Origin of the sequence: Blautia parvula (genome assembly GCF_020215665.1) — a bacterium.
GTDB lineage: Bacteria > Bacillota > Clostridia > Lachnospirales > Lachnospiraceae > Blautia > Blautia celeris.
Genome location: NZ_CP084061.1, coordinates 5,347,694 through 5,360,706, shown reverse-complemented (window position 1 = coordinate 5,360,706; position 13,013 = coordinate 5,347,694). Strand labels below are relative to the sequence as shown.

Sequence of the window (13,013 nt, the reverse complement as noted above, 5' to 3'; positions counted from 1 at the left end):
AGGGCACCTCCCATCTTACACAATTGAGTAGAAATAAAGCAGACAGACTGCCACCAGCACCCACATGACAGGACGAATCTCTTTTATCTTTCCTGCTGAGATCTTCATCACCACATAGGTGGGAAGGGCAGCGCAGATGCCGTTGGCAATGTTGTTTCCGAAGATGGTAAATGCAATACATACAAAGGACGGAAATGCCTCTGTAAAATCATGGAATTTGATGTTTTTCATTGCTCCCAGCATATTGATTCCAATGTACATCAGCACCGGCGCAGTAGCTGCTGAGGGAATCATCAGCGCGATCGGAGCCAGGAACAGGGCCAGCCCGAAGAAAACAGAAGTAAACACTACGGAAAGTCCTGTCTTACCTCCTGCCTCCACGCCTGCAGAGGACTCCAGGTATGTTGTCATACTGGGCATTCCGAACAGAGCGCCGAAACTGGTAGCCACTGCATCCACCTTGAAGCATTTGTCAATGCCCGGAAGATTGCCGTCCTCATCCAGATACCCCGCCTTTGCGCCAACCCCCAGCACGGTTCCGAAAGTAGAGAAAAAGTCGGGTACAAAAAGTGCGATCAAAAATGGAATATATGCAAAATTAAGTGCGCCCAGGAAATCCACATGCAGGAACTGCCCGCTGATATTGGCCGGCATGGTAAACAGGCTTTCCGGCATTTTTGTGACGCCAAAGGGAATCCCCACCAGTGTGGTAAGGGCAATGGCCAGAATCATATCTCCCGGCACATTTCTGGTTTTAAGTACCAGTAAGATCACAAAACCGATGACTGCAACAATAACCGTAGGAGCGGTCAGGTCACCGAATCCCAGGCTTTTCTTTGCTTCATTTGCGATAATAAGACCACAGCTTTTCGCTCCTAAAAGCGCGATGAACAGACCGATGCCGGCACTCACCGCGTGTTTCAGACTGACGGGAATGACTTTCACTACAGCTTCTCTGAGTCCCAGAAAAGAGATTGCAATGAACAGCACGCCGCTCCAGAAAATAACACCGGAAGCCACATCAGGCGCAATGCCGTCGTTAGCTATCATTGCTGTCACAATACCCACACTGCCCAGTCCCGGGGCAAGCGCAAACGGCCGGTTCGTGTAGAATGCCATCGCACAGGTTGTAAGGATGACCAGTAAGATCAGCACCGTGAACATTACGTGCTTGTCCAGTCCTGCGGACTCCATCATGTTGGGCACTGTTGCCAGAACATAGGCCATGGTCACAAATGTAGTCAGACCGGCCAGAAGCTCTGTTCTGACATTGGAATGAAACTCTGATAATTTAAATTGTTTTTCCAACCACTGTTTCATATAGATTTTCTCCTGCCTTTCTCAATCGTATAACTCCTTGATTCTTTTCCATTTTCATTGTATGATAACCGTAATCGGAAGTCTAATTCATCTTAACTATAAATTCTATTCCAAAGTGGAATAGTGCCCCCAAAAACCATATCCGGCATAGGACCCGGTACCTTGCTGTACCATCCGGTATTCCAGCCATTCGCTGAGAAGAGGTCAGGAGAAATCTATGAATATCCACGAATTGAACTATGTGCTTTGTATTGCCAAACATCAGAATATGACGAAAGCCGCCCAGGAGCTTTTTATTTCCCAGCCGACCCTCAGCAAACATCTGGGAAAGCTGGAGCGGGAACTGGGCATCAAACTGTTCAGCAGAGTTGACAACTGCTATATCCCCACTTATGCGGGAAGGCGGTATATGGAATACGCCTCAAGCGTACTGGAACTGACTCATGACTGGGAGAAGGAGCTTGCGGATCTGCGCTCTCTCAATGACGGAGAACTGAATGTGGCTTTCCCCCTCATGCGCAGCTCCTGCATGATACCCAGGATCCTGCCGGCATTTCGCCGGATACATCCCAACATCCGTCTGAATTTTCTGGAGGAGACATATGCGATCCAGGAGCGTCTTCTCACTGACAGCCGGATTGACTTTGCAATTTTCAGCGACGGAAACCTGCACCCCAAGCTGGAATATGAAACTCTGGGCCGGGAAGAAATCCTGCTGGCAGTTTCCCCCCGACATCCTCTGGCGAAAGAGGCCAAGTGTAAAGTCTGTCAGGATGGCCCTTATCCCAAGGTGGATTTGTCACAGCTCGGCAGCGAAAAATTCATACTGCATTTTCCGGAGCAGAATACAGGCGCCATAACGGAACAGCTTCTGAAAAAATACGGCATTGAGCCTAAGGTTCCGTTCTATACCCGGAATACCCAGGCTGCACTCCTGCTGGTGCAGCAAAATGAAGGAATCTGTTTCGCACCGGAGACTTACATTAAGAACATGACGTTTTCTACACCGCCGGTCTGCTTTTCCCTTCATGATCCGGATGCCTTTACACGTACCATTATCGCATATCGGAAGGGGGCTTATCTGACCTCCTATGCACTGGATTTTATTCAGATATCAAAGGATTATTTTGGCGGTGATCTGCATAAACGGTAAATGGAATTCCCTTACAGAATGCCCATAGTGCCCCTGAAATATACTTTGGCGCTGCAATCGGCATCCGCATCACGCACCAGGCTGTGCCTGCAGTCCCTTTACCGTCACAGATAAATTTCTCTGCCCTGTTCTGACGATTCATAGATGGCTTTTATCAGTTTCAGGCTCTCCAGGGCATCCTCTCCTGTTACCAGAGGCTTTCTGCCCTCTGTGACAGCCTGTACAAAATCCCGGTACTGACGTTCGTGTGAATCTGTGGAAATGGCTGCGTCCTGATGCAGTGTATTTGCTTTTGCAGGATTCAGCAGACAGCTGAACGCCTTGCTTTCCCCGTCTTTCAGCTGATAAAACAACAGTTCATCGTTCCTTATGATAACTGTGCCCTTTTCAGCAAAAACAGCCAGTTCCGCGTACAATCCCGGATAAGCAGTTGTCGTTCCCTCCACAGTTCCAAGACAGCCGTTTGCAAATTCAAGATTAGCTATCCCCACATCTTCTGTCTCGATTTCCTGATGAAGCAGGCGTCTGCACTTTCCGTTCACACTTTTCACTTTCCCGAAAATATCAAGCAGCAGGTCAATATAATGGATGGACTGGTTCATAAGAGATCCTCCCCCGTCAAACTCCCAGGTGCCTCTCCATGGATTTGAAAAATATTCCTCGTCTCTGTACCAGATTGTTCTTGATGCTCCCCATAGCAGCTTGCCGAGTTTTCCCTCAGCCGCCGCCTGTTTGAGTAAAACTATGGGCTTATCAAAACGATGCTGCATAATAACCCCAAGTTCTACTCCGCATTCCCTGCAGGTATCCACCATCTCCTGTGCTCGTTCCACATGAATATCTATGGGCTTTTCACAGATGACATGTTTCCCGGCCCTGGCTGCCTCTATGGTGACACTGCTGTGCATCCCCGAAGGCAGACAGACAGAAACCACTGCGACATCCGGGTCCCGTAACATCTCATGGTAGTCCTTGTAACTTCTGCAGCCCCATTTTCTAACTGCCTCCTCTGTTTTTCCCGCATCACTATCTGCCACCGCTGCCAGATAAGCCCCATCCAATGCGGCAATCACACCTGCATGGAGCATCCCTATAAACCCACACCCGATAACACCAAATCCAAGCTTCTCCATGGATACCTCCTATTCCCTGCACCAGCAAAATGCAGCCAGCATCAGCGGCTCTTTTTTACTGAGCAGTCTGTCATAAATCGTCTGCGCACATTCAGGAGCAGCGTTCTCGCTGATGAGCGGTTCCAGTACAATTCTCCTCTGTGCAAGAAGATCTATGATCGTCTCCTCATCTCTCTGATGACTTCTAAAATGTCCGAACTGATCCCTCTCATCCTGTGCCCTATGCATTTCGTGAGCTCCGATGACAGCGATTCCTTTCCTGTGTACATCACGATAAAAATTGACGCCGTCCGTATTTCCCCTTGTGGACCCCAGAAGAACTACACGTCCAAGTGGTTTCACCATTTTAAGTGCTGTATTAACAGCCTGGGGAACTCCGGTAGCTTCAATCACAACATCAAAAACACTGTCGAATGCTTCGTCCTCCCCATTTTCCTCTGTCCTCAAAATCCCGCATTTCTTTGCCAGCACACGCCTCCACTCCACAAAATCAAAGCCTGTCACACTGCCCGCCCCTGCACAGAATCCAAGCTGTGCCGCCAGATTTCCAATAGGCCCAAGGCCCAGAACTGCCACTTTATCCCCCAATTGAATATCTGCCTTTCTGATTCCCTGCAGGGAAATAGAGGCCAGTCTGAATGCGGACGCTTCCCGGGGATTTATCTTTTCCGGTATTTTTGTGCATTTTTGCGCGTCGGCGGTGAATCGTGAACAATGTATTTGATTACACACCACCAAATCACCTGCTGCCAGACCGCGGACACCGCTGCCGGCTTCCTCAATACGGCCGCAGCAACTGTAACCGGGATAATAGGGATATTCGCCCGGCGTATTTTCCATATGGTTCAGCCATGCAAGCTCTGTGCCCGGAGAGATCGTGCTGAACAACGTTTTAATGAGCACTTCGTTCTCACCGGGGGGCTTCACCTCACAGCTCTCCAGCCTGACTTTCCCCTTTTCATAAGCACATATTTTATCAGCTCTCATAATCTTTTCCCCCGTTCTTCTTCCTTCTGTCAATTCTCTCCAGGATATGATTCAGTGCATTATACTGCATGTGAAATGCTTCCGCTCCGTCTTCTGCCCTGTTTTCCCGGATTATTTCCTTTACCGCTCTGCGCTCCAATAATTCCAGCCCTTCAAATCTTGTAAGATGAGGTTCCAATGTAAGGAATCCGTTGTACCCTTTCCCAAATGCATCCCCCAAAATCGTTTCCATACAGCCATCTCCCTGCCCGCAGACAACCGTATCACCATTTTCAGACAATGCATCTTTGATATGGAAATAGGCCACATATGGTTCCAGCATCCGGTATGCTTTTAACGGTTCCTCTTTACACTGCACAAAATTGGCAAAGTCAAAAGCTGCCTGCAAAAAAGGACTGTTCACCTTTTCAAATAATTCCAGACAATGTTCTTTTGTATCTCCGAATATTTCTTTTTCATTTTCATGCAGGGCTTTGATTCCATACCTGCCTAATACCTCTGCCAGCCTGCCTACCTTATCTGCAGCACATTCACTCCACATGGAATGGGAATCTCCTGTGGGAATGTAAAAACTGAATATCCTCACATAACTGCATTCCAATATCTCTGCTATATGTGCCGCATTTTCCGCCTGCAGCATCTGTTCTGCAAACGCTTCCTCGTCACAGATTGGTATTTTTCCAAGCGGGGAACCCAGGGATGAAACTCTCATCTTATATTTTTTCAGTAATGGCAGCACTGTCCTTTTAATCTCCCCGGGTGTATAGCTGCAGATGTTTTTCCCGTCTATATTCCGTAATGCCAGATAAGATATCCCTGTCCTGCCGGCTTCTATAAGCTGCTGTTCCAGATGACTGCTGATTTCGTCTGTAAACCCAGAAATTTTTTCATATTTCATATATCAGTCCTTCTCTACATCCATAAGCCAATGCAGGTATTCCAGATTATGCCTCAGCTTATCGTATGTACTTTCTTCATTTGAAAAGTCCTCCACGGATATGTTTCCCTGATAATTCATCTCTTTCATCACACGAAACAATTTCTTAAGGTCCGCACTCCCCTCTTTCAATGGTGTCCAGCTTCTTTTCCACTGCCGCACACCGTTTTCATCTGTTCCTTCCGGTTTCAGCATTCCGTTTTTAATATGTATATGGGCAATGTAATCCCCCAGCATTTCAAATGCTTTCTTATAATTTTCATACCCCTCATATACCAGGTTTCCCGGGTCATAAATGACCCCCATATCCTCAGGTCTGCATCCGCACAGAAGCCGGTGCGCTGCACTTGCGCTGGCCAGAATATTGTCCATATGGATTTCAAATACAATCTTTACCTTGTATTTATGTGCCAGTGTCTCCAGCATTTTAACATTCTCTCTGGCCTCCTGAAACAACTCTTCATAGTTCCTTGTCTCATCATAATCCGGTGTAAATACACGAACCTGCCTGCACCCCATTATGTCTGCAGCCCGCAGAACCTTCTCTATCTGTTTGTGCTCATGGGGCTTCAAATAAGTGGTAAGTCCAAATACAGCGATTTGCTGCTCCGCACATATCTGTTTTATGATCTCTGCTGTTTCCTCTATCGTCTCTAAATCTAATGTACATTGATTATCCTGCCAGTATCTGTCCTCATAAGCAATATTTTCTTTCTTTTTGTCCGGTAACGGCGCGACCCGCCACTCCACTCCATCATACCCCAGTTCTTTTAATATCCTAACAGCCTCCTTTGGACTGTATTCCGGCATACTCACTGTAAAAACCCCTGTTTTCATCTGCTTTCATCCTCCTTTTTCTCATCAAATTGGTTTCTGTACTCCTGAGGGGTAATACCGATATAACGTTTGAACATTTTGCTGAAATACTTTATATCCGCATAACCCACAAGTGCACCGATTTCATAGATACGCAGTTCCGTATCTTCCAGAAGCCTTTTTGCCTTCTCTATTTTCTTTTGAATAAGACACTCTTTGAAATGGATTCCCTCCACTTCCTTAAATATAATGCTGAGGTATATGGGTGTTGTATTCACATGTTCCGCGGCACTGTCTAGGGATACACAACTGATGTCTCCCTCCATATAAGCGATCACCTTTTTAATCATCTCCCGGTTTTTCCGGGTATTCATCTGCTGCTGGCATGTCCGCAGACATTCCGCCAATGCCGTGTATGCATTTACAAGCTTTGTTTCATCATTATCCGTAATAAAGTCTTCCGGCCCGTCATTAATTTGTATATCCGATTCTGTCATTTTTGCTTTGAGATAACTTACAATATCCCTGTACAGCTCTCTGGAAAAGTTCTGCACCACTCGGTTTTCTGCGTATTCCCTGCTGAAACGAACTATCATAAGCTCTATCAGAGAGGCAAGCTGGATATAGTTTTCCTGCTCCATAGTATCTACAGCCTTGTATCTGATCTTTTCCAGCTCCTTGACGATTCTGCTGTCACTGCCGCTGTAAAAAAGTACTCTGGATGCCTTCGTACCTATTCCCCTGGATTCGCAGTAAGCCGCATAAAAACTCAATTCTCCCTCATATAAACTGCTTATCTGAAATTCCGTATAAAGCTTAAAATCCTCATAAAGCACAGAATAAATCTGTTCCAGAACTGCTTCTAACAGCTCATCCTGCATACCTGTGATCAGTGTGTAATTTCCCGTTTCATCTTCGATACACAGATAGCGGCTGCCTGCCGCCTCACCTAAAATGTCATCCAGCTTTCTGCGTATAAACATCTTCAGATTAGATAACTGTACCGAACGGGAGTATGTGGCAATCGTCCAATATTCCTTTATGCTGATATTGACCACACGGTATCCGGCAAACAGTGAGGCCAGGCCAAGCCGCCGGATTTCCACCTGCAGTTCTGCGGAACAGCCGCCCTCAAAGATCATGTCCAAAACCACTTTTTTCTTTGCCAGCATCAGTGTCTTTCTTTCATCTTCCCTGCGGATTTTCTCCTCTGCGATCTGGTCTATGGACTGCCTCACAAGTTCGACGACTTTCTTTTGATTTATAGGCTTTAAAATATAATATCTCACATTTAACTCAATGGCCGTTTTCGCATATTCAAACTCACTGTAGCCGCTGATAATATACACATGCATATGGGGAAAATCTGTCTTAATGCTTTTTATAAAATCAAGGCCGTTCTCTTCCGCTATTCTGATATCCGTGATCAAAATATCAGGTTCTTCCCGGTACAGAATTTCTCTTGCTTTTGTCACATAGTCTCCCGTAAAAATCTCCAGTTCGGGAAAACGTGCATGGATCAACTGATATAAACCGTTCAGAATATAGTACTCATCATCCACCAATAAGATCTTCATTTCCGTCTCCTCCCATCCTTGCGGGAATCCTGATAACGGATACAGCGCCGTTCCCATTTTCCCCCGGTTCAAGTCTGACCCCATAATCCTCACCAAAGTACATCTTGATTCTGGCATCTACATTTCGCAGGCCATAACTGGATCTTCCGCTTTTCTTTTCCATGGTCTGTTTTTCCGAAAGTCCCTGTCCGTCATCGGCCACCCGAAAAAGGATTTCATGGTTTTCCATCTTCACCGCGATCCAGATATTCCCCTTGCTTCCCTTGGGAATGATTCCGTGGACAATAGCATTTTCCACAAGAGGCTGCAGCGCAACTTTTACCATTTCATATGGGTAGGTCTCTTCCTGAATATCGAAATGATATTTTATTTTTCCCTGATAACGTTCTTTCTGAATCTCAATATAAGCGCTTACATGTGTGATTTCTTGTCTGACGGTGTATATCCGTTCCCCGGAGTTAAGCCCCGTCCGGTAGAACTCAGAAAGGGATTCTATAATATGACATGTTTTTTCATCGTTGCGCTCAAATGCGATCCAGTTGATCATATCCAGTGTATTATAGAGAAAATGCGGATTGATCTGTTCCTCCAATACGCGCAGTTCTGCATCTTTCTTCTCGGTCTCCATGCTGATCTTCTGGTCTATCAGTTCTCCGGTCCGGTTTACCATCTTATTAAATCTCTGGGTAAGATAATTTAACTCGTCTTTTCCCTCATCCTCCACCACAACAGAGAAATTATTCTTCTCTACCTGCTTCATACCTGCAACAATCTGATTGATCGGTTTTTTAATACTGATAAAATACAGCCAGGACACAATCCCTGCTACCACCAGTACAAGTACACTGAAAAATACCATCATTTTAAATATCTGGTTGATCACCTGATAGAACTCCTTATAATCCACCAGTGCCACCATGCGCATGCCGGTTAATTTGGATTCCGAATAGAATACAAGTTTTTTCTCCCTGCCCCCATTCAGAAACACGACTTTAGATTCCGGTTGATCAATCTTATTCTGCTTTAAATTTTCTTTCAGCTCCTTTTCAATATAAGTCCCAATCTGTCCGGGATCTTTATGGGAAACGATCTTGCCGCTTCTGTCAATAAAAAACAGTTCTTCCTCCGAAAACAGTGAACTTGTTTTTTCTCTGTAATTCAAAACCTCTGACAATAAATCTGACAGCAGAAACTGATCGATATACAGATTTACGCATCCCAGATAGTCTGAGGAATACGCGCCCTTTACTTTGGTGGATATGATCAGCGGGTACTGCAGGTTTTTCCTGCTGGGAGGAGAGGAATACTTATCCGTATTCTCCCATTTGAATGCCCCGAGCCACACCTGCCTTTCCTCCAGACTCATGATATGGGAAAAGAGCACACTCTCTTCCAGGCGGCTGTCCGTGAACTGATATGGCTTGTAGGCTATAAATCCTCTTTTATTTATAACTTCCACAGCTATATAATCTTCCAGCTCACCGGCCCATTCGTCCAAAAATTTGTAATACTCATTTGTCTGTATAAAATCATCCAATTGTTTATCACTTGATGTTTTCTCCAACATCTTGATGGTATACAGGCTGGTTGCGATTTTATTTCCCACAGAACTGTATTCCCTGAGACGGTTGTTCACCAGCACATTATAAGAGTCCAATTCCTGCTGCATATTCTCGTAATTACTCAACTGAAAGACTCTGCGCACGGAAAAAAATGTTGCTGTTTCCAGAAAAAGCAGAGGAAATATGACCGCAAAAACCACAAGCAGCAGAAATCGTTTCTGCAGCCCCAGCCGGCGCACTATTCTGATCATTCTGTTGACAAATTTTTTCCAATGCTCTTTCATTCTGCCCTGCGTCCTCCTTATCCCTTAACCGCCCCGGCCATCAGGCCCTGTACCAGATATTTCTGTGCGAACAGAAGAAATAAAAGAGTCGGCACTGTGGCTATCACTGCACCGGCGGAAAGCAGTGACCAGTCAACCAGGTTCTCCTGTACGAATTTCTGCAGTGCCAGGTTGATTGTTTTCAGTTCGTCTGTCTGGATCAGTATCCTTGCCATCATATACTCATTCCAGGAACGGACAAACGTAAAAATCGCTACTGTTGCCAATCCCGGCTTTGATATAGGCAGGATGATCCTGATAAATGCCTGAAACTGGCTGCATCCGTCAATCAGACCGGATTCCTCCAATTCCATGGGCACCGAATCAAAGAACCCTTTCAGCAGCCAGATGGCAAATGTCAGTGAAAATGAGATATATGCCACGATCAGCCCGGCATGGGTATTATTCAGCCCCAGTCCTTTGTATATCATGAACATTGGTATCAGTGTCAGCATCATGGGCAGCATCTGCAGTACAAGAAGAAGCCCTATAAATCCACTGAAAATCTTCCCCTTAAATCTTGAAATCGCATATCCCGCAAACGCGGCGATCAATACGCAGAAAATCATGGCCACAACCGATACAAATATACTGTTGAAAATACTTTTTACAAAGGATTCCACATGAAGTACCTTGCTGAAATTTCCCAGATACACGTCCTGAAATTTGGGAAACATCCCCAGATCACTCATAGCCATTGTCTTTGTTTTCAGAGAAGTCCCGAACATGGAGATAACAGGCAGTGCCAGCAAAAAGCACACTGCAAATGTTACCAGATACATGATCATCCTTGAAATTGCCCTTTTCATTCTGCCGCCTCCTATTCGTTATTCCTGCTGAATTTTTGATTGATCAGACACAGCACTATCATGCACAGAAGCATTAATACGGATGCCGCAGATGCGTACCCCATCTTTGATCTGAAAAATGCTGTGTTATACGCGTATATGGGAAGCACCATAGTATTGCCGGAAGGCCCCCCTTCTGTGAGCAGAAAGATGTTCTCAAACCCATTAAAAGCCCAGATGAGCAGCAGGGTGACTGACACTTTTGACACGGAACGAAGGGACGGAAGTGTTATGTAAAAAAAGCTTTTTATCTTCCCGCCGCCGTCAATTCTGGCTGCCTCATATAATTCTCCCGGGATCCCCTGCATTCCTGCCAGCAGCGTGATCGTCATAAAGGGCAGGTTTTTCCATACCCCTATCATGGTAACTGTAAAGCGTGACATATACCTGGTCGTCAAAAACAAAATGGGTTTCTCAATTATCTTCAGCTCCATGAGCACATGGTTTATCAAGCCGAATTGGTCATTTAACAGCCAGAGCCAGTTTGCAGCCATTACCATAGGCGCGATGACCCAGGGCATCAGTATGACTGCACGGTAAATTCCCCGCCCTTTCATATTCATATTCAAAAGTGCTGCGATCAGCATTCCCAGGACATAGCTGAATACAACAATAGAAATAGCGTAGATAAAGGAGAACGACAGTGAACTGTAGAACTCTTTATCTTTTGTGAGAATATCAATATAATTCTGCACCCCTATGAATTTTTCTTTTCCCGGGCTTAACAGATTGCTGTTAGTAAAGCTCAGCTTAAAACCATCCAGAAACGGATAGATCTGAATCAGCAAGATCACTGCCAGTGCGGGCAAAAGCATAAGATAACCAAGGCGTTTGGATTTTTTCTTTTTCTGCATAGTTATACTCCCTTTACGAAAGGCTGCCTACAGAAAATCTTCTGTGGGCAGCCCCTAAAATGTCTGCTATTCTGCCTGCAGCTCCAGCGCTGCTTCCACATTTCCATTGTCCTCTTCCAGGATTGCCTCATAATCCCGTCTGCCGCTCAGAACCTTTTGTGCCGCATTTCCCAGATAACGTTCCCCGTTGATCTGTCCAAATGCAGGATAGAAATTCTGGATGGGTTCTGTCGCATGTACAAAGGTAGGCATGATCTTTTCATTAACAAGCTTTTCTAAGACTGCGTTATCGTAGTAAGGATCTGTTGTGATAGATTTCAGCACCGGCGTTTTGCCGCATTTCCCCTCTGTGAACAATGTCTTTGAATTTTTTACCCACCACTCCACAAAGTCCAGGGTTGCCTGCGCATTTTCAGAGTCTTTGTTATATGCCGCTATACTGTTTGCCCAGTACACAGTCTGCGGTTTGTCCGCTGACGGTCCCTGCAGGGGATCAAGAATGTCCAGATTATCTTTCAGATTTTCATCCTCAAAAAATCCTATAACAGGTGCCCCATAAAAAATGGCAGCCTGACCGGAATAGAAAAGTTTCTGCGCATCTGCATCTTTGTAGCTGATGGTTGCTTCCGGAATCAGCTCTTCATCCATAAGGGCTGCAACAAACTCCAAACATTCCTGCATCTTAGGTGAAGTAAAATCTGATTTGGCGTCTGCTGTTACGGGACCCACATTATTTCCCACGGTCAGATACATCATAATGTTCTGTGCTCCGCCCAAATCCCCGGCTGTCACAAGCGGAAAGACATCTGGATTTTTCTCCTTCAGCGTGCGAAGCACATCCAGTAATTCCTCCCATGTAGACGGAAGTTTCTCAATTCCTGCCTCCTTGAACATATCCGTCCGATATGTAAAAATCCTTGTATCACACTGCCAGGAAAGCGCAATATACTCGTCTTCAAGTTTGTTTGTTTCCAGTATCCCCTCCATCATATCATCCAGGATCGGATCCTTTTCGCTCTGCCATTTTTCTACAATAGGGGTAAGCGGCATGATTTCCCCCATGGTCGCAAACTGCATTGGAGTCTGAGATCCTGCTGTGGCTACATCCGGCCCTGTTCCGCTGGTGATCGCCGTCAAAAATGTCTGATAGTAGTTATCCCAGGGCACACTCTGATATTCTACTTTCACATTGGGATTTTCCTGGTTGTACTGGTCCACCAGTGCTTCCGCGGCCACATCGTACACACCTGCTTCTCCCCACATCATATCCCAGAATGTAATTTTGGCTGTCTCCCCTGATTCTTTTTCTTCCTCCTCTTTTTTCTGCGTATCATTGCTCTCTGTATTGACTTTTTCTTCTGAATTTTTATCTTCGGATGGTTCAGAATTCCCACCGCATCCTGCCAACAGAAGGCTGACTGCTGCACTGGCTGCAAGCAGCATACTTAATCTTTTTTTCATACCTTTTCTCCTTGTTCGTACCTGGTATAGTTTTTTTTGTCC

11 protein-coding genes are annotated in these 13,013 nt (G+C 45.6%); 1 reads left to right on the top strand and 10 read right to left on the bottom strand.

The window, feature by feature from the left end; translation table 11 throughout:
* Positions 1-15: 15 nt before the first annotated feature.
* On the bottom strand, positions 16-1,320 hold the full coding sequence (locus LC508_RS24415) for an NCS2 family permease (RefSeq protein ID WP_033140776.1): 1,305 nt from the start codon (positions 1,318-1,320) through the stop codon (positions 16-18).
* Between the two features lie 217 nt (positions 1,321-1,537).
* Between LC508_RS24415 and LC508_RS24410 the strand changes: the two genes are divergently transcribed.
* Entirely contained in the window at positions 1,538-2,473 is a 936-nt protein-coding gene (locus LC508_RS24410) for a LysR family transcriptional regulator (RefSeq protein WP_103732105.1), read from the top strand.
* A gap of 104 nt (positions 2,474-2,577) precedes the next feature.
* On the opposite strand, the gene LC508_RS24405 is transcribed toward LC508_RS24410, so the two are convergent.
* The 9 genes from LC508_RS24405 to LC508_RS24365 form a co-directional block, all read right to left on the bottom strand.
* Entirely contained in the window at positions 2,578-3,606 is a 1,029-nt protein-coding gene (locus LC508_RS24405) for a Gfo/Idh/MocA family protein (protein WP_103732106.1), read from the bottom strand.
* Positions 3,607-3,615: 9 nt separating this feature from the next.
* Positions 3,616-4,593 (bottom strand): zinc-dependent alcohol dehydrogenase, encoded by a 978-nt coding sequence (locus tag LC508_RS24400; RefSeq protein WP_103732107.1) that lies wholly within the window; start codon positions 4,591-4,593, stop codon positions 3,616-3,618.
* On the bottom strand, positions 4,583-5,491 hold the full coding sequence (locus tag LC508_RS24395) for a sugar phosphate isomerase/epimerase family protein (RefSeq protein ID WP_103732108.1): 909 nt from the start codon (positions 5,489-5,491) through the stop codon (positions 4,583-4,585). The genes LC508_RS24400 and LC508_RS24395 overlap by 11 nt, the downstream gene beginning before the upstream one ends.
* A gap of 3 nt (positions 5,492-5,494) precedes the next feature.
* Positions 5,495-6,367 (bottom strand): sugar phosphate isomerase/epimerase family protein, encoded by an 873-nt coding sequence (locus LC508_RS24390; protein ID WP_054352832.1) that lies wholly within the window; start codon positions 6,365-6,367, stop codon positions 5,495-5,497.
* The gene (locus LC508_RS24385) at positions 6,364-7,923 is read right to left on the bottom strand and encodes a response regulator transcription factor (RefSeq protein ID WP_033140770.1); all 1,560 of its coding nucleotides are present in this window, start codon (positions 7,921-7,923) and stop codon (positions 6,364-6,366) included. The genes LC508_RS24390 and LC508_RS24385 overlap by 4 nt, the downstream gene beginning before the upstream one ends.
* A complete protein-coding gene (locus LC508_RS24380) occupies positions 7,901-9,769 on the bottom strand; it encodes a cache domain-containing sensor histidine kinase (RefSeq protein ID WP_033140769.1) in 1,869 nt (622 codons plus the stop codon). The genes LC508_RS24385 and LC508_RS24380 overlap by 23 nt, the downstream gene beginning before the upstream one ends.
* A 17-nt stretch (positions 9,770-9,786) precedes the next feature.
* Positions 9,787-10,617, bottom strand: a complete 831-nt coding sequence (locus LC508_RS24375; RefSeq protein ID WP_033140768.1) for a carbohydrate ABC transporter permease — start codon at positions 10,615-10,617, stop codon at positions 9,787-9,789.
* A gap of 11 nt (positions 10,618-10,628) precedes the next feature.
* A complete protein-coding gene (locus LC508_RS24370; protein ID WP_225305258.1) occupies positions 10,629-11,510 on the bottom strand; it encodes a carbohydrate ABC transporter permease in 882 nt (293 codons plus the stop codon).
* Between the two features lie 66 nt (positions 11,511-11,576).
* Positions 11,577-12,971, bottom strand: a complete 1,395-nt coding sequence (locus tag LC508_RS24365; protein ID WP_118593981.1) for an ABC transporter substrate-binding protein — start codon at positions 12,969-12,971, stop codon at positions 11,577-11,579.
* Positions 12,972-13,013: the final 42 nt, after the last annotated feature.

Coding starts and splice junctions, on each gene's coding strand:
- LC508_RS24415 (WP_033140776.1), bottom strand. CDS start 1,320: ATGAAACAGTGGTTGGAAAAACAATTTAAATTATCAGAGTTTCATTCC.
- LC508_RS24410 (WP_103732105.1), top strand. CDS start 1,538: ATGAATATCCACGAATTGAACTATGTGCTTTGTATTGCCAAACATCAG.
- LC508_RS24405 (WP_103732106.1), bottom strand. CDS start 3,606: ATGGAGAAGCTTGGATTTGGTGTTATCGGGTGTGGGTTTATAGGGATG.
- LC508_RS24400 (WP_103732107.1), bottom strand. CDS start 4,593: ATGAGAGCTGATAAAATATGTGCTTATGAAAAGGGGAAAGTCAGGCTG.
- LC508_RS24395 (WP_103732108.1), bottom strand. CDS start 5,491: ATGAAATATGAAAAAATTTCTGGGTTTACAGACGAAATCAGCAGTCAT.
- LC508_RS24390 (WP_054352832.1), bottom strand. CDS start 6,367: ATGAAAACAGGGGTTTTTACAGTGAGTATGCCGGAATACAGTCCAAAG.
- LC508_RS24385 (WP_033140770.1), bottom strand. CDS start 7,923: ATGAAGATCTTATTGGTGGATGATGAGTACTATATTCTGAACGGTTTA.
- LC508_RS24380 (WP_033140769.1), bottom strand. CDS start 9,769: ATGAAAGAGCATTGGAAAAAATTTGTCAACAGAATGATCAGAATAGTG.
- LC508_RS24375 (WP_033140768.1), bottom strand. CDS start 10,617: ATGAAAAGGGCAATTTCAAGGATGATCATGTATCTGGTAACATTTGCA.
- LC508_RS24370 (WP_225305258.1), bottom strand. CDS start 11,510: ATGCAGAAAAAGAAAAAATCCAAACGCCTTGGTTATCTTATGCTTTTG.
- LC508_RS24365 (WP_118593981.1), bottom strand. CDS start 12,971: ATGAAAAAAAGATTAAGTATGCTGCTTGCAGCCAGTGCAGCAGTCAGC.